General features: G+C 69.6%; 16 protein-coding genes and 1 tRNA gene. 7 read left to right on the top strand and 10 right to left on the bottom strand.

Annotation, left to right across the window (positions count from 1 at the left end; all coding sequences use genetic code 11):
• The first annotated feature begins 119 nt into the window (after positions 1-119).
• Positions 120-371: a DUF3297 family protein gene (locus tag WAE60_RS16265; protein WP_337687536.1), complete on the top strand. Its 252-nt coding sequence runs from the start codon at positions 120-122 to the stop codon at positions 369-371.
• A 5-nt stretch (positions 372-376) separates the two neighbouring features.
• Positions 377-799 (top strand): hypothetical protein, encoded by a 423-nt coding sequence (locus tag WAE60_RS16260; RefSeq protein WP_029916886.1) that lies wholly within the window; start codon positions 377-379, stop codon positions 797-799.
• Here WAE60_RS16260 and WAE60_RS16255 read toward each other — a convergent pair whose 3' ends face one another.
• Complete coding sequence (locus WAE60_RS16255) at positions 800-982, bottom strand: DUF3606 domain-containing protein (RefSeq protein WP_029916884.1); 183 nt, start codon at positions 980-982, stop codon at positions 800-802.
• Between the two features lie 108 nt (positions 983-1,090).
• On the opposite strand from WAE60_RS16255, the gene WAE60_RS16250 reads away from it, so the two are divergent.
• The 3 genes from WAE60_RS16250 to WAE60_RS16240 all read left to right on the top strand — a co-directional run bounded on the left by WAE60_RS16250 (position 1,091) and on the right by WAE60_RS16240 (position 2,892).
• Positions 1,091-1,336, top strand: coding sequence for a hypothetical protein (locus WAE60_RS16250; protein WP_337687585.1), 246 nt, complete (start codon positions 1,091-1,093; stop codon positions 1,334-1,336).
• 73 nt (positions 1,337-1,409) lie between these two features.
• Positions 1,410-2,171, top strand: a complete 762-nt coding sequence (locus WAE60_RS16245; protein WP_029916880.1) for a hypothetical protein — start codon at positions 1,410-1,412, stop codon at positions 2,169-2,171.
• A 199-nt stretch (positions 2,172-2,370) separates the two neighbouring features.
• Positions 2,371-2,892: a MarR family winged helix-turn-helix transcriptional regulator gene (locus WAE60_RS16240; protein ID WP_029916878.1), complete on the top strand. Its 522-nt coding sequence runs from the start codon at positions 2,371-2,373 to the stop codon at positions 2,890-2,892.
• 48 nt (positions 2,893-2,940) lie between these two features.
• Here WAE60_RS16240 and WAE60_RS16235 read toward each other — a convergent pair.
• The 5 genes from WAE60_RS16235 to kduI all read right to left on the bottom strand — a co-directional run bounded on the left by WAE60_RS16235 (position 2,941) and on the right by kduI (position 6,969).
• Positions 2,941-3,025 (bottom strand) — tRNA-Leu (locus tag WAE60_RS16235).
• A gap of 95 nt (positions 3,026-3,120) precedes the next feature.
• Positions 3,121-4,083: a DUF4861 family protein gene (locus tag WAE60_RS16230; protein WP_337687535.1), complete on the bottom strand. Its 963-nt coding sequence runs from the start codon at positions 4,081-4,083 to the stop codon at positions 3,121-3,123.
• Between the two features lie 12 nt (positions 4,084-4,095).
• Positions 4,096-4,857, bottom strand: a complete 762-nt coding sequence (locus WAE60_RS16225) for a FadR/GntR family transcriptional regulator (protein WP_337687534.1) — start codon at positions 4,855-4,857, stop codon at positions 4,096-4,098.
• Between the two features lie 34 nt (positions 4,858-4,891).
• Positions 4,892-6,079, bottom strand: coding sequence for a glycoside hydrolase family 88 protein (locus tag WAE60_RS16220; protein ID WP_337687533.1), 1,188 nt, complete (start codon positions 6,077-6,079; stop codon positions 4,892-4,894).
• 47 nt (positions 6,080-6,126) lie between these two features.
• Entirely contained in the window at positions 6,127-6,969 is an 843-nt protein-coding gene (kduI, locus tag WAE60_RS16215; protein ID WP_337687532.1) for a 5-dehydro-4-deoxy-D-glucuronate isomerase, read from the bottom strand.
• Positions 6,970-7,331: 362 nt separating this feature from the next.
• Here kduI and WAE60_RS16210 point away from each other — a divergent pair, with 362 nt between their 5' ends.
• Entirely contained in the window at positions 7,332-9,752 is a 2,421-nt protein-coding gene (locus WAE60_RS16210) for a TonB-dependent receptor (protein ID WP_337687531.1), read from the top strand.
• A gap of 156 nt (positions 9,753-9,908) precedes the next feature.
• Positions 9,909-12,194, top strand: a complete 2,286-nt coding sequence (locus WAE60_RS16205; RefSeq protein ID WP_337687530.1) for a transglycosylase domain-containing protein — start codon at positions 9,909-9,911, stop codon at positions 12,192-12,194.
• Between the two features lie 131 nt (positions 12,195-12,325).
• On the opposite strand, the gene WAE60_RS16200 is transcribed toward WAE60_RS16205, so the two are convergent.
• From WAE60_RS16200 to WAE60_RS16185, 4 genes are all read right to left on the bottom strand, one after another.
• Positions 12,326-13,099, bottom strand: coding sequence for a FadR/GntR family transcriptional regulator (locus WAE60_RS16200; protein ID WP_029916863.1), 774 nt, complete (start codon positions 13,097-13,099; stop codon positions 12,326-12,328).
• Between the two features lie 76 nt (positions 13,100-13,175).
• On the bottom strand, positions 13,176-14,672 hold the full coding sequence (locus WAE60_RS16195; protein WP_337687529.1) for a DHA2 family efflux MFS transporter permease subunit: 1,497 nt from the start codon (positions 14,670-14,672) through the stop codon (positions 13,176-13,178).
• 144 nt (positions 14,673-14,816) lie between these two features.
• Positions 14,817-15,947: an HlyD family efflux transporter periplasmic adaptor subunit gene (locus WAE60_RS16190; RefSeq protein WP_337687528.1), complete on the bottom strand. Its 1,131-nt coding sequence runs from the start codon at positions 15,945-15,947 to the stop codon at positions 14,817-14,819.
• A gap of 56 nt (positions 15,948-16,003) precedes the next feature.
• Positions 16,004-17,485, bottom strand: coding sequence for an efflux transporter outer membrane subunit (locus tag WAE60_RS16185; RefSeq protein WP_337687527.1), 1,482 nt, complete (start codon positions 17,483-17,485; stop codon positions 16,004-16,006).
• Between the last annotated feature and the right edge of the window lie 72 nt (positions 17,486-17,557).

Here is a 17,557-nt window from a genome sequence, read left to right as displayed (position 1 = left end):
CATGACCTTGTCGCGGCGGTTCGCGCGATCGCGTGCAATCCTATTGGAATTGCGGCCCCGGGTGGCTATCACGCGCGTTCGACGGCGCTAGCTGTCCAAATTCTTCGAAAGACCATCCCATGAGCGACACGCTTCCCGACCGCCTGGCCACCAACCCGAGCAGCCCCTACCACGACGCCGACGTCCTGGAGCGCGGCGTGGGCATCGTCTTCAACGGCGTCGAGAAGACCAATGTCGACGAGTACTGTGTCAGCGAGGGCTGGATCCGCGTGACCGCCGGCAAGGCCGTCGACCGCAAGGGCAACCCCATGACCATCAAGCTGCAGGGCAAGGTCGAGCCCTACTGGCGCAACGACAACGCCGAGGGCTGAGGTCCATGCCTCCGCGCCGCCTGATCGACCTGCCCGGCTTCGCCGACCTGGAGACCCGGGCGCTGATGAAGCCGTCGTTCGCCGATCCGGAGGCGCGGGCCCAGTTCCCCGAGATCGATCAACTGGCGCGCGACACCTTCGGCCTGACGGCCGACGAGGCGGCGCTGATCCCCGATCCGCCGGGCTGGGACGGCATCGACGTCAAGTCGATGCGCGACCAGGCCGACCAGTTCGAGCTGGAGGGCTGGGACGTCACCGACGACAAGCGCCGGCCGCTGCGGATCCTGGGCCATTTCAGCCATCCACTGTGGCTGGCCCTGCGCGGCGTGGCCGGTCATCTGCCGTTCGAACCCGAGCCGGAGGACTTCGATCCCTCGGCCTCGTCCCTGGCGGCCGAAGCCGCGAAGTTCCGGCGGGATAAGCGCTAGCTAGCGCTTCTTGCCCAGCTCGGCGCCGATGTCCTTGATCGAATTGCCGACCTTGCGGTGGGCCGCCACCAGCTGGTCCTTGGTCACGCCCCAGCGCTTCATCCAGTATTCGACCTGATGGCGCTCGCGCGGATCCAGGCGGTCCTCGTCGCGGAAGTCGCGCTTGCCCTTGGGAACGCCCATCTTCGTCTCCTTCGCTACCCCTAGCGGCCTATCCCGCGCGGCGGGCGTTGTCGAGGCGGGGACCAGAACACGGAAAGGCTCCGCATGAGCGACCCCGACCTCGAATCCATGGCCCAGGACGAGCTTTCCCGCGCCATGACCCTGACCTGGCGCGACCTGAACAAGGTGATTCCCTGGGGCGACACCTTCGAGGGCATCTCGCCGGCCGGGCGCAATGTCGAGGTCGAGCGCAATTACCTGTGGGCCGGCGAGCCGGGCGGCGACATCCTGTGCGAGGTCGCCGTCTATGGCGGCCCCAGCCGCTACGACCAGGGCGCCCGGGCTAGAGGCGTGATTTCCGCGCCTTCCAGATAACCTTGGTCGTGCAAGCTGGGCCATCATGCGTTAACCATGTGACTCTTGCTTGCCTGATGCTGGAGGGGGTCCGGTGTACCAGTCAGAGTTTCCCGTCGATACGCCGGTTCCGATCTTCGATCCCACCCTGCTGGCGGGGATCGCCCTGGTCGTGCTGGCCGTCGCCGTCCTCACCTATTTCATCGGCAAGCACGTCGGCGGACGCGGGCGCGACGACCGCTGGCGCGAGGCGCCCAAGACCATCCACGAGGCGATCAAGGCCAAGTGCGTGGCGGCCACCAGCGCCCCGTCGGGCGAACTGCTCTACAAGGCCCAGGAACTGGTCGAGGAAGTGCAGCGCCGGATCGGTCCGGTGCTGGCCTTCGGCGGTCCGGCCGCCAAGGCGCTGAAGGGCATCACCGAGGCGCTCAAGGGCGAGCCGCTCGAGGAGAAGGACAAGGACAAGCCCAAGGGCGCGCACGGCGCGCACGGGGGCAAGAAGGACGACAAGCACGGCCACGGCCATGGCCACGACGACGGCCACGGCGGCCACGGCCACAAGTCGGAGACCGAGCTGGAGCTGGCCGCGGCCAATGTCACGATCCTGGGCGGCCAGACCCTGGTGCTGACCGGCCACCGCCCCGAGCCCGACCACGGTCCCGGACACGACGAGCACGAGGACGAAGAGCCGAAGGTGCTTGACCACAAGGACTATTCTCGCCAAGTCCGCATGGCTGTTGTGGAATTTTCCGATTTCTGGAGCCGGGGCGATTGTCTCAACGAACTTCGACGCTGCCAGGCGGCGCTGACCCAGACCGAGCCGTTCGAGGACGACAAGGGCGCGGGGAAGCACTGACGAGTCGGGTCCACCTTCGCCCGGCGCCCCTTCGCTGTGCGTCCTGGCGGCCGGTTGCACAACCGGCGAGCGAAAACCGGGCTTTCCCATCCTCCGACCCGGCCGTGATTGAGCGGGGCCGTGGCGCCGCGCCAGATCGGGACCTGTCGACGCGAGCGACCGCCAGAGTCGCGGGCGTAAGGAGGACGAAAGGAAGCCCATGGCCGCGACGGTCTCAACCATGACTCAGTTCCCCGCCGAAGGCGCGCCCGACCACGTCTCGCTGGCCGATTACCTGCCCTATCAGCTGGTCGTCGCCGCCAATGCGGTGACCCGCCTGGTGTCCCGCGCCTACGAGGACCGTTTCGGCCTCAGCATCCCGCAGTGGCGGCTGATGTCGGTGCTGGCCGAGGGCGCCCTGACCCAGCAGGCCGCCGTCGTGCGCACGGCCATGGACAAGGTGCGCGTCAGCCGCGCCGCCCAGGACCTAGTCGAGCGCCGCCTGGCCGTGCGGATCAGCAACCGCGTGGACCGGCGTTCGCACAGCCTGGAGCTCACCGCCGCCGGCCGCCGCCTGTTCGCCGAGATCGTGCCCCTGGCCCGCGCCTACGAAGCGGCGCTGCTGGCCGGCCTGCAGCCCAGCGAGGTGACCACGCTGAAACGCCTGCTGGGCCAGCTGGAATCCGCCGCCGGCACGCTCTACGGGGCGGACATCGTGGCCAACTCCGCGCGCGCCGAATAGGCGGCGCCGGCGGGGACGTCCCGTCTCGATCGGATTGTCGGAAGAGTATGGTGCGGGCGGTCGGGGTCGAACCGACACTCCTTTCGGAACCGGATTTTGAGTCCGGCGCGTCTACCAGTTTCACCACGCCCGCGCTTCGGTCCGGCCCGGAGGTCGGCGAAGGGAGGGTTGTCTAGCAAAGGCTCGGCGCGCGCGCCAGCCGCCTTTCGACGGCTGGACGCCCAAGCTTCAGTGCGTCGCATCGAAATCCGGCGTCTGGGCCTTCACATAGGCTTCCCAACCCGCCCGGTCGTGGAAATCCAGGCCTTTGTCCCAGGCCGCGCCCATGTAGTAGACGAACGGCTTGCCGGGCTCGACCTTGACCAGGACGATGTAGTTGTCGGCGTCCTGGCGCACCTCGACCAGGGCCTTGGGATCGACCATCAGGGCGATGCCCATGGTGCCCTTCACCGGATCGGTCGGCTCCCAGTACGACACGCGCCCGGCGCCCAGCGCGTCCTTGGTGAACACCCCGCCCGCGCCCTGGTGGGTGGCCTTGCGCTTGCTGATGCCGATGCCGACGATCAGCGGGCCCGGCTTGTCGGAGCTGATGGTCGAGACCATCCGCGTGAAGTTGGTGCCCAGGGGCAGGGTGAAGGTGCGGGTCTCCCAGACCTTGCGGTCCACATCGACCGGCCAGGGGGCGTAGTCGACCTTGAACGAGGCCACGTCGCCGCCGGTCTTGAGGATCTCGTAGGACTTCCAGTTGCGCGAGGTCCACAGCTTGTTGTCCTGCCAGACGCCCAGGCCGCCCGCGCCGCGGAAGGTGTTGACGTCGTAGAAGTCCATCCCTTCGCCGTGGAAGTCGTGCTGCTTGCCCGTCTTCAGCTGGCGCTCCATGAACGGCCAGCGCACCAGCTTGCCCCAGGCGTCGATGCCCGAAGTCGAGGGCGGCTCGGCCGCCTCCAGCGCGGGGCCGTAGATGCGGTGGGCGGTGCGGTCGTTCTCCCAGAGGATGTCGTCGAAGCGATAGGGCGCGTAGGCGACGATCGCTCGGGGCTTCTGGCCCTCGGCGTCGGGCTTGGTCAGCACCGGCTCGACCAGCGGGGGCAGGCCTCCCCCTGCTTGAGGGGCGGGCTGGGCCTGGGCACAGGCCAGGGCGGGCAGGGACAGGCTCGCGGCGACCGCGAGGGACAGCATCAGCTTGGACATGGGGCGCTCGCTCTAGATTTCGGTGCGCCGAGCCAGCTCGCGTCGCTGCTCGGCCATTTTCTGGCGGGTCTGCTGGAGGGCGTCCAGCTCGGTCACGGCCAGCAGGTCGTCGATCACCTGGGCCAGATGGACGTGGATCGCCTGGCGGGCCGCCTTGGGATCGCGCTGGCGCAGGGCGGCGATGATCTGGCGGTGCTCCTCGACGAAGTCGCCGCCGCCGTGGGCGCGGGCCCGGCGCAGCATGGTCACGCAGCCGGGCGACTGCAGGCGCAGGGTCCACAGGTCCTCGACCCCGGCCTCGATGGCGGCGTTGCCGGTGGCGCGGGCTATGGCCAGGTGGAATTCCTGCTCCAGCCGCTCGACCTCGTCGGGCGCGAAGCTGCGGGCCATCTGGCCGACGATCTGGTCCAGATGGGCCAGGTTCTCGTCGGTGACGGTGGCGGCCGACAGGGCGCACGCCTCGCCCTCGAACAGCCGCCGCGCCTCGGTCAGCTCCAGGGCCCCGACCTCGACCTCGACCGGATCGTCCACGCCCGGCGCCGCGACGGCGTTGACATAGACGCCCGATCCCTGGCGCGCCTCGACCAGGCCCTGGAACTCCAGGGCGATCATCGCGTCGCGAATGGTCGGACGACTCACGCCGAAGTCGTCGGCCAGTTCGCGCTCGGAGGGCAGCTTGTCGCCCGGCCCGTAGCGGCCGTCGTTGATGGACGTGGCGATCGCGCGGGCGATCTGCTGATACAGCTTCTGGGGGTCTTGGGCGCCGGTGGTCATGTCGATCATCCTAGCGGGCGGCGGGGCGACGGCGTCAAGGCTTGGCCAAGACGGGCAGTCTCGACACCTCGCTGGCGGCCAGCAGGAACGCGCCGACGCCGTACAGCTGGGTGTCGTCCGGCCCCACCTGGTCAGGCGCCGCGCCCACGCGCTGCACCCAGCCCAGCTTGCCGTCCGGCTCGACCGCGGCGGTCAGGGCGGTCCAGCCCTTGTCGACCGCCGGACGATACTGGGCGGCCGGCAACAGGCCGTGGTTCACGCCCCAGGCCAGGCCGTAGACGAAGAAGCCGGTGCCGCTGGTCTCGGGCGTCTTCTGCGGCTCCAGCAGCGACACCGGCCAGTAGCCCTGGTCCCCCTGCAGGGTGACGATCTTGGCGGCCATCTGCTTGAACAGCGCCTCGTAGCGCGGCCGGCTGGGATGGTCCTTGGGCAGGTCCTGCAGGATGCGGGCGATCCCGGCGAAGGCCCAGCCGTTGCCGCGGCCCCAGAAGATCTTGGCGCCGGCGTCGCTGCGCTTGGCGATGAAGCGGCTGTCGCGGAAATAGAGGTGGTCGGCCTTGTCGTAGAGCAGGTCGGTGGTCGCCCAGAACTCGCTGTCGGCGTGGGCCAGGTAGCGCGGGTCCTTGGTTTCCTTGGTCAGGGCGATCCAGGCGGGCGGGGCCATGAAGATGGCGTCGCTCCAGCACCAGCGGGCCTGGCAGTAGGGATCTCCGCCCTGCGGCGGCTTGGCCTCGAAGCCCAGATCGACGTGCGAGGGATCGGCCAGGACGGCGTCGAACCGGGCGCGGGTCGGGGCCAGCTTGGCCGCGTCATGGGTGCGGGCTGCCGACCATATCCACACCGCGCTGGTGGCGTCGGCGTCGGCGTGGCGCGGTCGCTTGTCGAAGCCCCAGCCTTCCTTCTCGCCGTGGGCGAGGATGGCGGCGGCGTACTTGGGGTCGTTCTGGGCGTCGGCGAAGGTGGTCAGGCCGATGTAGAACGCCGCCTGGATCCAGTCGCGCGGCGCCTCGGTGTCGCGCCGGAACTGCGAGGCGGGCACGTAGTCGAAGTTGTCCATGTGGGCCAGCTGCCAGTCGGCCACATGGGCGCCGGCGGCGAGGACCGCTGCGTTGGCCGGAGCCTTCGCGGCGGCGGCGGGCTTGGCGGGTGTCGCCGCGCAGGCCTGCATCGGTCCCATCAGGGCGGCCGTCGCCAGAAGAACTCCCGTCAGGCGTCGCAGCATCGTCTCGTCTCCCAATCGTTCTTGTTCTTGTCGGGGCCGTCCGCGCCCTAGCGCAGGTCGGCCAGGGTCAGGTGGTCCATGTCGTCGAAGTCCAGGTTCTCGCCGCCCATCGACCAGACGAAGCGGTAGGCGGCCGTGCCCACGCCGCTGTGCATCGACCAGCTGGGCGAGAACACCGCCTCGCCGTCGTCCATGAACACCGTCCTGGGATTGGTCGGCTCGCCCATGATGTGCATCACCCGGGCGGGGGCGGCGTCGAAATACATGTAGATCTCGCTGCGCCGGCCGTGGGTGTGCGGCGGCATGGTGTTCCACACGTTGCCGGGCTCCAGCTCGGTGAAGCCCATGACCAGCTGGCAGGTCTCGACGAGGCCGGGGCGGATGCTCTGGCGGATGACCCGGCGGTTGGCGGTCTTCTGGTCGCCCGCCTGGATCGCCCGCGCCTCGGCCTTGCGAACCACCGTGCTGGGGTGGGCGGCGTGGGCCGGGTAGCTGACGAAGTAGAACTTGGCCGGGGCGTCGACCGAAGCGCTGGCGAAGGTCACCGCCTGGACGCCGCGGCCGACATACAGGCTGTCGAGGTTGTCCAGCTCGTGGCGCGCGCCGTCCAGCTCGACCCAGCCGGGGCCGCCGATGTTGATCACGCCCAGCTCGCGCCGCTCGCAGAAATAGCTCGAGGCCAGGCGACGGTCGGTGGGCAGGGGCAGGGGGGCGGCCAGCGGGGCCGCCGAGCCCACCACGGCGCGATCGACCTCGACATAGGTCATCGACACCTGGCCGGGCTGGAACAGGTCGCCGATCACGAAGGTGTCGCGGATGTCCTCGGCGGTCATCCGGCGCAGGCCTTCGCGGTCCGTGCTGGGGCGCAGCTTCATGCCGGGTCCGCTCATCGGGCGCGCTTCGCTGGGTGGCCGAACGATCGGGGCGCGGAGAGCGGCGCCGTCGCGTGCGGTGATGTGCGGATCATTCGCCCCTCAATCCTTGTGACCGATCTGGCATTACCAATTTGCCACTCAGTCGCAAGGCTAAATGACCATATTCCACAGCGATGCGCAAAGGCGTCGGCGCGATTGAGCGGGTGGGGGCGGATAAGCTCTCGCATTTTCAGCAACTTACGGCGAAATGACAACGATGTCACGACTTACTTGACAATTTACCTGACCAATGGCTCTTTTTGGCCTTACCAAATTGGGCGCTCATAATTGACCGGATGAACCGGCTGGGCGCCGTGCGAGGAAGCGAGGGGAGAGACATGAGAACCATTCAACGCGCCCTGCTGGCGTCGACCGCCGTGATCGCCGTGGTGGCGGGGACCGGCGTCGCCCAGGCCCAGTCGTCCGATCCGTCGGTCCAGCTGGAGGAGATCATCGTCACCTCGACCAAGCGCGCCGAGCGCCTGCAGGACGTGCCGGTGTCGGTGACCGCCCTGACCCAGGACGTCATCGACCGCAACAACGTCCGCGAACTGGGCGACGTGGTGAAGCTGTCGCCGGCCATCTCGATCGACTACGGCAGCCAGCCCGGCAATTTCAGCATCAAAATGCGCGGCATCGGCACCTTCTCGAACGGCATCGCCGTCGAGTCCGACGTCGCGGTGGTCATCGACGACGTGCCGATCGGCTTCCAGGCCGCGGCCTTCAAGGACCTAATCGACGTCGAGCGGGTGGAAGTGCTGCGCGGTCCGCAGTCGACCCTGTTCGGCAAGAGCGCCATCGCCGGCGTGCTGAACATCGTCACCGCCGCCCCCTCCAGCACCTTCGGCGGCAAGGCCATGGCCCTGGTCACCGACGACGGTGAAAAGCGCCTGGGCTTCACGGTCACCGGACCGGTCAGCGACACCGTGCGGGCCCGCCTGACGGTGTCCAAGAGCGATTACGACGGCAACCTCAAGAACCTGACCACCGGCAAGAACGTCAACGGCAGCTCGGGTCTGACCGTCACGGCGAAGGTCGAGTGGACCCCGACTGAGAACCTCAAGTTCAGCCTGGCCCCGCGCTTCAACCACAACGTCTCCAGCTGCTGCGCCAGCGCGATCACCGAGCTGACGCCGGGCCTCAACTACCAGGGCGAGCCGGCCTTCCCGGCGACCCTGACCCTGCGCGGCATCACCATCGACAAGAACAACCACTTCATCCGGGCCGACGACCGGATCGGCGGCGGCAATTCCGAGGTGTTCGGCACGACCGCCCGCATGGACTACGACTTCGGCGAGGGCTCGATCCTGAAGGGCCACACCTTCTCGTCGATCACCTCGCACGACCGCTGGAAGATGCGCGACTTCCAGGACATCGACGGCACCGACCAGCCGTTCCTGCTGGGCTTCCCGGTCGCCAGCCCGTCGGGCATCAACAGCGGCGCGGTGATCAACGGCTACTTCCACGCCTCGTCCTGGACGCAGGAGTTCCGCCTGACCTCGCCGGGCAGCGGTCCGCTGCGCTACGTGGCCGGCCTGTGGTACGCCAAGAACGACCTGGACCGGTTCCTGGACCGCGGCCCGGTGCTGCAGCTGGCCCGCTACCTGGCCGAAAGCACCAACGAGAACTACTCGGCCTACGCCAACGCCACCTACGACATCACCGACAAGCTCAGCCTGACCGGCGGCGCGCGCCTGAACCGCCAGAAGATCAGCTACAACTTCGACAAGACGATCTTCGCCAGCACCACGCCCGGCGCGGCCACCACCCACCAGTATTTCGGCCAGTCCGACCAGGACGACGCCGTGACCGGCAAGATCGGCGTCCAGTACAAGGTCACGCCGGACATCATGACCTTCGCGACCTATTCGACGGGCTACAAGGGTCAGGCCTATGACCTGGTCAGCACCTTCGACGCCAAGATCGCGGCGAACATGCCGGTGCCGCCCGAGACGGCCAAGAACTACGAGCTGGGCTTCAAGAGCAGCCTGCTGGACCGCCGCGTCTACTTCAACGCCACCCTGTTCAAGGCCGACTATCGCGGCTTCCAGACCTCGGTGACCTCGTTCCTGCCCGACGGCACGTTCCTGACCTTCCTCAACAGCATCGGCCACCTGCGCACCCAGGGCCTGGAGCTGGACGCCGTGGCGCGGATCACCTCGAACTTCCGCCTGAACGGCGCCTTCGCCTACACCGACGCCACGGTCGTCGATTTCCCGAACGGGCCCTGCTATTCGGGCCAGCCGACCCTGGCCGGCTCGCCGCTGCCCGTCGGCCAGGTGGGTGCGCCCGGTACCTGCTACACCCAGCTCCAGCCCATCGTGGCCGGCAAGCCGCAGACCGTCAGCGGCCGCCAGCAGAACCTGCACGGCGCGCACCTGAACAACGTGCCCAAGTACAAGTTCAGCATCGGCGGCCAGTACGACATCGACTTCCCCGACAGCGTGCCGTTCAAGGGCTTCATCGGCGCCAACGTCCGCTGGCAGGACGACATCAACTTCTCGCTCAGCCAGGACCCGCGCACGATCCAGAAGGCCTACAGCATCACGGACCTGAACGTCGGCATCGCCGACCGCGACGGCAAGTACAAGCTGACCGCCTTCGCCAACAACCTGTTCGACAAGCGCTACGCCCAGGGCCTGGGCAACGGCACCTCGGGCTACAGCAACCCGGCCATCCCGACGGCCCAGGGTCGGACCTGGTTCCCCGGCCGCGACGCGTTCCGCTACTTCGGCGCGCGCCTGGACGTGAACTTCTAGACCTCCCCGTTTCATCCCCACTGTTGGCCGGTCCCGTTCGCGGGCCCGGCCAATTTTTTTGCGTGCTGCGACGCCGGGGGCGCGCCACGGGGCGGGTCGGCTGTGCTATTGGCGCGCTCTTGCTGGCGAACTTCCGCCTGAACGAGTGCGACCCGAATGTCCGACGCCGCCGACGACCGCGACCCCATAGACCCGACGCCGCCCCCGGAAGGGGCATCGGACGCGGTCGCCGAAGGGCCGCCCGTGGCCGAGGTCCTGGAAGCGGCGACGCCCAAGCGCAAGCCGCGCACCCGCAAGGCCAAGCCCAAGGTCGACGCTGCGCCGGCTGAGGTGGACGAGCCTGAGGCCGTCGCTGAGCCTGAGGCCGTGATCGCCGACCCGCCGGCGCCGGAAGTCTCGGAAGCCGTCGTCGAGACCGCCGAGGAGCCGGTCGAACCCGAGGCGGTCGAAACGCCCGAGCCCGAAGCGGCCGAACCGCCGCCTCCGCCGCCGGCCAAGCCGCCGATCTGGAAGCGGCGGCCCTGGCAGATCGGCGCCGCCGCCTCGGTGGCGGTCGTGATCGCCATCGTCGTGTCGCTGCTGTGGTCGCTGCCGTTGGGCCGGGCGCTGGAGCCCCTGGCCAATCCGACCCTGGTGATCGTCGCCTCGGACGGCTCGCCGATCGCCCGCCGCGGCTCGTACAAGGAGGCGCCGGTCGACGTCGCCAAGCTGCCCGCCTACGTGCCCGGCGCCTTCATCGCCATCGAGGACCGGCGCTTCTACAAGCACATCGGCGTGGACCCGAAGGCGATCCTGCGGGCCGTGGGGGCCAACGCCAAGGCCGGCGGGGTGTCCGAGGGCGGCTCGACGATCACCCAGCAGCTGGCCAAGAACGCCTTCCTGTCCAACAAGCGCACCTTCCGCCGGAAGATCCAGGAGGTGCTGATCGCCCTCTATCTGGACGCCCGCCTGTCCAAGGACGAGATCCTGTCGCGCTACCTGTCGTCGGTCTATTTCGGCGACGGGACCTTCGGCCTGGGCGCGGCCTCGCGGCACTATTTCGACAAGACGCCCGAGCAGCTGTCGGTGGGCGAGGCGGCGATGCTGGCGGGCCTGGTCAAGGCGCCGTCTCGCTGGGCTCCCACCGAGAACTTCGAAGGCGCCAGGACGCGGATGAAGACCGTGCTGGGGGCCATGGTCGACACCGGGGTGATCACCCAGGCCCAGGCCGACCGCGCCGAACGGCAGGTCCACGTCCAGGCCGGCCGCCCCAAGCTGCCGACCGGCTCGTACTTCGCCGACTGGGTGTTCCCGCAGGCCAAGGCGGTGTTCGAGAACACCTACGGCGAGACCGTGGTCCGCACCACCCTGGACCCGCGCCTGCAGGCCCAGGCCGAGAAGATCCTGAACGACGCCATCGCCCGCGACGGCAAGGTGTTGAACGTCACCCAGGGCGCGATCGTCGCCATGCGCACCGACGGCCGGATCGTCGCCATGGTCGGCGGCCGCGACTACAAGGTCAGCCAGTTCAACCGCGCCGACGCCGAGCGCCCGCCGGGATCGGCCTTCAAGCTGTTCGTCTATCTGGCGGCCATCCGCCAGGGCATGACCCCGACCACCCCGATCCTCGACGCCCCGGTCCAGGTCAGCGGCTGGACGCCCAAGAACCACGAGGGCAAGTACGCCGGCCGCGAGGTGCCGCTGATCACCGCCTTCGCCGCCTCGTCCAACGTGGCGGCCGTGCGCCTGGCCCACGACATCGGGCGCGACCCGATCGTCAAGACGGCGCGCGACCTGGGCATCACCGATCCCATCCCGGACGACCTGACCCTGGCCCTGGGCACCGGTCCCATGAGCCTGGTGCGGCTGACGGCGGCCTATGCGGCCATCGACGCCGGCGAGGCCCCGGTGATCCCGCACGGTCTGGCCGACTGGAAGAAGCCCGCCAACGTCCACCCCCTGACCAAGGCCGAACTGGCCAGCATGCGCGACCTGCTGCGCTCGGCCACCCAGCGCGGCACGGGCATCGAGGCGGCCATCCCGGGCGCCTTCGGCAAGACCGGCACCAGCCAGGATTCCCGCGACGCCCTGTTCGTCGGCTATGTCGGCGACCTGGTGATCGGGGTCTGGGTGGGCAACGACGACAACAGCCCGATGAACGGCGTGGTCGGGGGCGGCCTGCCGGCCAAGATCTGGAAGAGCGTGGCCACCTGGGCCGTCAACCGCGACGCGCCCAAGCCGGCCGAACCCGAAGGCGACGACGCCGTCTCGGCGGCCGAAGACCCGACCCTGCTGAACCCGGACGGGACGCCGGTGGACGGCGCGGTCCCGGTCGAGGGGGCTGCTCCGGCCGATCCGAACGCGCCGCCCGTGCCGGCGCCGGGCCCTGCGGCGCCTGCGGTTCCGGCCGCGCCGGTGGTCACCGCTCCGGCGGCGCCCGCGACGGATCGCCCCGCCAACTAGGAGCTAAACCCGTTGTCATCCCGGAAGCCTCGCAGAGGCTGTCCGGGACCCAGGAGACTGGGCTGGCGCGGTGCGGTTCACCTGGGTCCCGGACAAGCGCTCCGCGCTTTCCGGGATGACAACGCTGGGCGCTACTTCGCCGCGCTGGCGGCGCGCAGCGCGATCTCCTCGCGCTTGCTGGCCAGGCGTTCGCGGGTCTGCTCCATGGCCTCCAGCTCGGCGGTCAGCAGCAGGTTCTCGATCAGCCCGCCCAGGTGGGTCTGCATGGCGGCGCGGGCGGCCTTGGGGTCGCGGGTCCGCAGGGACTCGATGATGTCCTGGTGCTCGTCGTTCAGCGGCCGCTTGCGCACGTGCCGGGCCTTTTCCAGCATCTGCATGCACAGGCGCGACTTGTAGCGCAGGTCCCAGGTGTTCTCGACCACGCGGACGATGGCGCTGTTGCGGGTGGCCTGGGCGATGGAGATGTGGAACTGGCGGTCGGCCAGTTCGGACTGCTCCTTGGTCGCCTTCTCGCTGTTCATCTCGGCCACCAGGGTCTCGAGATAGGCCAACTCCTCGTCGGTGATCAGGGTGGCGGCCAGGGCGGCGGCCTCGCCCTCGAACAGGCGGCGGGCCTCGGCTTGGTCGAAGGCCCCGATGTCGAGGTCGCGCGGCGGCGGGGGCGGCTGGCCCCCGGCGCGGACATAGACGCCCGAGCCCTGGCGGGCCTCCAGCAGGCCGCGCATCTCCAGGGCGATCACCGCCCGGCGGATGGTGGGACGGCTGACGCCGAACTCCTCGGCCAGGTCGCGTTCGGAGGCCAGGCGCTGGCCGGGCTGATGACGGCCGTCGGCGATGGCCTGGCCGATGTCCGCGGCCACGCGCTGGTAGAGGCGCAGGGGATTGGCGGCGGCCGTCGTCGTCATCTTCGTCTCAACCCTCTCGACAGCGCTATCTTAAGCGGCGTCGCGGCGGAAGGGTAGGGTGGTCTGGCCCGTTGGCCTAGTCCGCCGGGGGAGGCGCGCCGCCGCCGCTCATCGCCTTGTTGGTCAGCCAGATGCAGGGGATCAGCAGCACCGCCAGCCAGGCCGAGGCGCGGAAGAAATCCACCGTGGCCAGCAGGTAGGCCTGGTTGACCACCTGGGCGGTCGCCGCGCCCACCGCCTGGGCGTGGGACAGGCCGACGGCCTGCATGCGCTCGACCGCCGCCAGCCAGGCCGGGTCGTTGGAGCCCATGGTCTCGGCCAGGCGCGTCTGGTGCAGCGACTCGCTGCGGTCCCAGATGGTGGTGACCAGCGAGGCCGCGAAGCTGCCCGCGGTGATCCGCGAGAAGTTCGACAGGCCCGAGGCCGAGGGCAACTGGTGCGGCGCGATCCCGTTCAGCGAGATGGTGACCATCGACAGGAAGAAGGTGCTCATGGCCACGCCCTGCACCAGCATCGGCCAGACCAGGGCCTTGAAGTCGACGTCGGGCGTGAACTCCGAGCGCATGAAGAACGACAGGGCGAAGGCGGCCATCGACAGGCTGGCGGTCCAGCGGGCGTCGACTTTCTGCATGATGCGGGCGGCGAACGGCGTCAGGATCACCGCGACCACGCCGCTGGGGGCGGCGACCAGGCCGGCCCAGGTGGCGATGTAGCCCATGCGGGTCTGCAGCCACAGCGGCTGCAGCAGGTTGCTGCCGAAGAACACCGCGTAGCCGAGACAGAAGGCCAGGGTGCCCAGGGCGAAGTTCTTGGACTTGAACAGCGACAGGTCGACGATCGGGTGTTTCTCGCCCAGTTCCCAGATCACCCAGGCGATGAAGCCGACGATGGCCACCAGCAGTTCGACGACGATGGCCGGCGAGTTGAACCAGTCGGCTTCCTTGCCGGTGTCCAGCATCACCTGCAGGGCGCCGACCCAGATCAGCAGCAGCATGAAGCCGGTCGTGTCGATCGGGACCTTGCGGGTGGGCGTCTCGCGGCTGGCCAGCGGCCGCCAGCAGAAGAAGGCGCAGATCAGGCCGACGGGCACGTTGATCAGGAAGATCCACGGCCAGGCGATGTTGTCGGAGATGTAGCCGCCCAGGATCGGCCCGCAGATCGGCGCCACCAGGGTGGTCATCGACCAGATGGCCAGGGCCGTCCCGCGCTTGTGGGCGGGGAAGATCATGATCAGCAGGGCTTGCGAGCCCGGGATCATCGGGCCCGAGACCAGGCCCTGCAGCAGGCGGAAGCCGATCAGAGAGGTCAGGCTCCACGAGATCCCGCACAGGAACGAGGCGATGGTGAACAGCAGCACCGAGACCACGAAAGTCTTCACCACGCCGTAGCGCCCCATCAGCCAGCCGGTCAGCGGCACCGAGACGCCGTTGGCCACGGCGAACGAGGTGATCACCCAGGTGCCCTGGCTGGTGCTGACGCCCAGATTGCCGGAGATGGTGTTGATCGAGACGTTGGCGATGGTGCTGTCCAGCACCTGCATGAAGGTGCCCAGCGCCAGGGCGATGGCGGTCACGCCCAGCGTGACCCCCGTCAGCGGCGCTGGGCCCGCCGCGGCGGGGGGAGCCGCGGCGGAACCCGGGGTGGGGCCCGTGGGGGGAGAAGAATCCTGGTCGGCCATGCGGCGCTTCCTTGGAGAGGCTTTACGGGCGCTTGCGGACTACTTGGAGGTGTCGATCGTGGCCTTCATCGACAGGCCCACGCGCAGCGGATGGTCCTTCAGCTCGGCCGGATCCAGCTGGATGCGGACGGGCAGGCGCTGGACCACCTTGATCCAGTTGCCCGAGGCGTTCTGGGCCGGGATCAGCGAGAAGGCCGAGCCGGTACCGCCCGACAGGCCCTTCACCTTGCCGTGGAACTTCACGCCGTGGCCGTAGAGGTCGGAGGTCAGGATCACCGGCTGGCCGATGCGCACCTTGTCCAGCTGCACTTCCTTGAAGTTGGCGTCGACATAGGCGTCGGTCGTCGGGACCACGGCCATCAGCGGCGTGCCGATCTGCACCTGCTGGCCGACCTGGACGTTCTTCTTGGAGACGACACCAGCCAGGGGGGCGCGCAGCACGGTGCGGTCCAGGGAAAGCTGGGCGCTGGCCAGACGGGCCTCGGCGGCGGCGATCTCGGGGTTCTTGCTGGCGGGCAGTCCGGAGATCAGGGCGGTGTTGACCTCGCGATTGCCCTCGGCGGCGGTGCGGCTGGCCTTGGCCTGGGCCAGGGCGGCGCGGGCCTCGGTCACGGCCGACTGGGCGTTGGTGAACCGGCTCTGGGCGATGGTCAGCTCCTCGCCCGAGACCGCGCCGGAGTCCGACAGGGCCTTGCGGCGCGACAGCTCCAGCCGAGCCTGCTCCAGGCTGGCCTGGGCGCCGGTCACGGCGGCCTCGGCGCGGGCGATGTCGGCGTCGCGGGCGGCGACCTGTCCGGCCAGGGCGTCGTCGCTGGCGAAGTAGCCCTGCACCTTGCGCTGGGCCTGGCCCAGGGCGGCCTGGGCGGCCAGGACCGCGATCCGGGCGTCGGAGTCGTCGAGCACCACCAGCGGCTGGCCGGCGGCGACGACCTGGGTCTCGGAGACCAGCACCTTGGCGACCGGCCCGCTGATCAGCGGCGTCACCTGGGCCACCTCGGCCCCGACATAGGCGTTGTCGGTCTCGACGTGATGCGAGCCGACGAAGACCTGGTAGAGGCCCCAGGCGGCGACGCCGACCACGACCACGGCCGCCAGGCCGCTCAGGAGTTGACGACGATTGCCCGTGGCCTTGGCGGCGAACTGGGCGGGGGAGGCGGTGGTGTCGGCCATGGGGGGAGGTCCTGAAGGCGCGAAAAGCGAAAGGGCGAAGAGGGGACGGGTCGGGGTCAGGCCGGGGCGAAGCCGCCGCCCAGGGCGCGCACCAGGGCGACGTCCAGGGTCAGGGCGCGGCTTTCCAGGTCGGCGACGACCCGGCGCTGGGCCAGCACGGCCAGCTCGGCGATCAGCACGTTCTGATAGGTGGACAGACCCCCCTGGTAGCGCAGGCGGGCGATGCGGAAGCCGTCCTCGTTGGCGGCCAGGGCGGCGCGGCTTTCGGTCAGGCGGGTGTTCAGGGCCCGCTCGCTGGCGGCCACGTCGGCCACGTCGCGCAGGGCCTGGGTGACCGCGCCGTCATAGGCGGCCACCGCGCCGTCGCGGTCGGCCTCGGCGGCGCGCAGATTGGCTTTCAGGCGACCGCCCTCGAAGATCGGCAGGCTGACGGCGGGGCCGACGCTGCCGATGTCCGAGCCGCTGTCGAACAGGTCGCTCAGGTGCAGGGCCTGCACGCCGATGCCGGCGGCCAGGTTGATGTTCGGATAGAAGGCCGCCTTGGCCTGGCCGATCCGCTTGCTGGCGGCCTCGGCGCGCCACTTGGCGGCCACCACGTCGGGTCGGCGGCCGATCAGGTCGGCGGCGAGGTTGGCGGGCAGGCCGAACGGCTTGAGATTGGCGACCGAGGGGCGGGCGATGGCCAGGCCGCGATCGGGTCCGGCGCCCAGCAGGGCGGCGAGGCCGTTGCGGGTCTGGGCGATCTGCTCGTCGATGGCGGCCAGCTCGGCGCGGGCGTTGGGCGGTCCGGCCTCGGCCTGGCGCAGCTCGCCGCGGGTGTCGAGGCCGTTGGTGACCCGGTCGCTGACCAGGGTCAGGGTTTCCTGCCGCAGGGCCACCGACCGCTCGGCCACGTCGCGTTCGGCGTAGAGCCGGGCGAGGTCGGCGTAGGACGCGGCGACCGAGGTGGACAGCATCAGCCGGGCCTGGGCGGCGTCGGCCTGGGCGGCCTTGGCTTCCGAGGTCGCGGCGGCGACGGCCGTGCGGTTCTTGCCCCAGAAGTCCAGCTCCCAGGAAAAGTCCAGGCTGAGCCGGCCGTAGTCGTTGTAGCCCTGGGGCACGAAGTCGGCGGGGATGCCGTAGTTGTAGCTCTGCTTGGCCCGCTCGACGCTGCCGTTGGCGCTGACGCTGGGCAGTTGGGCGGCCTTGGCCTGGTTGGCCAGGGCCTGGGCGCGGCGCAGGCGGGCCTCGGCCTGGGCCAGGGTGGGGGAGCCGGTCAGGGCCTCGTCGACCAGGGCGTCCAGCTGGGCGTCGCCGTAGCCCTTCCACCAGGCGTCGGCCGGCCAGGCGGCGGCGTCCGAGGCGGGCAGGGTCTGGGCGGTGGCGTAGGCCTCCGGCGCCTTGGCGACCCGGGCGGGCGTCGCCGCCGGCATCGTCGCGCAGGCGCTGGTCAGCAGGGCCGCCATCAGGATCGAGACGGTGACGCCGACTTCGCGCGACCTCGGCGACTTGGCGACCCGGGGGGAGGCGAAGGGCTTGTCCAGGGCGTTGGAAGTCATGAGCGCCGACCTTGAATTGACCGTACTGTACGGTCATATGTGGCGCTGATATAAACGCGAGCTTGACGGGAT

Source organism: Caulobacter sp. CCG-8 (genome assembly GCF_037402475.1).
Taxonomy (GTDB): domain Bacteria; phylum Pseudomonadota; class Alphaproteobacteria; order Caulobacterales; family Caulobacteraceae; genus Caulobacter.
This window is presented reverse-complemented; position numbering and strand designations above follow the sequence as displayed.

Excerpts from the sequence above, each read along its gene's own strand:
- WAE60_RS16260 (WP_029916886.1), top strand. The coding sequence starts at position 377 with ATGCCTCCGCGCCGCCTGATCGACCTGCCCGGCTTCGCCGACCTGGAG.
- WAE60_RS16220 (WP_337687533.1), bottom strand. The coding sequence starts at position 6,079 with ATGCTGCGACGCCTGACGGGAGTTCTTCTGGCGACGGCCGCCCTGATG.
- WAE60_RS16185 (WP_337687527.1), bottom strand. The coding sequence starts at position 17,485 with ATGACTTCCAACGCCCTGGACAAGCCCTTCGCCTCCCCCCGGGTCGCC.
- kduI (WP_337687532.1), bottom strand. The coding sequence starts at position 6,969 with ATGAGCGGACCCGGCATGAAGCTGCGCCCCAGCACGGACCGCGAAGGC.
- WAE60_RS16210 (WP_337687531.1), top strand. The coding sequence starts at position 7,332 with ATGAGAACCATTCAACGCGCCCTGCTGGCGTCGACCGCCGTGATCGCC.
- WAE60_RS16250 (WP_337687585.1), top strand. The coding sequence starts at position 1,091 with ATGGCCCAGGACGAGCTTTCCCGCGCCATGACCCTGACCTGGCGCGAC.
- WAE60_RS16255 (WP_029916884.1), bottom strand. The coding sequence starts at position 982 with ATGGGCGTTCCCAAGGGCAAGCGCGACTTCCGCGACGAGGACCGCCTG.
- WAE60_RS16230 (WP_337687535.1), bottom strand. The coding sequence starts at position 4,083 with ATGTCCAAGCTGATGCTGTCCCTCGCGGTCGCCGCGAGCCTGTCCCTG.
- WAE60_RS16265 (WP_337687536.1), top strand. The coding sequence starts at position 120 with ATGAGCGACACGCTTCCCGACCGCCTGGCCACCAACCCGAGCAGCCCC.
- WAE60_RS16240 (WP_029916878.1), top strand. The coding sequence starts at position 2,371 with ATGGCCGCGACGGTCTCAACCATGACTCAGTTCCCCGCCGAAGGCGCG.
- WAE60_RS16225 (WP_337687534.1), bottom strand. The coding sequence starts at position 4,857 with ATGACCACCGGCGCCCAAGACCCCCAGAAGCTGTATCAGCAGATCGCC.
- WAE60_RS16200 (WP_029916863.1), bottom strand. The coding sequence starts at position 13,099 with ATGACGACGACGGCCGCCGCCAATCCCCTGCGCCTCTACCAGCGCGTG.
- WAE60_RS16190 (WP_337687528.1), bottom strand. The coding sequence starts at position 15,947 with ATGGCCGACACCACCGCCTCCCCCGCCCAGTTCGCCGCCAAGGCCACG.
- WAE60_RS16205 (WP_337687530.1), top strand. The coding sequence starts at position 9,909 with ATGTCCGACGCCGCCGACGACCGCGACCCCATAGACCCGACGCCGCCC.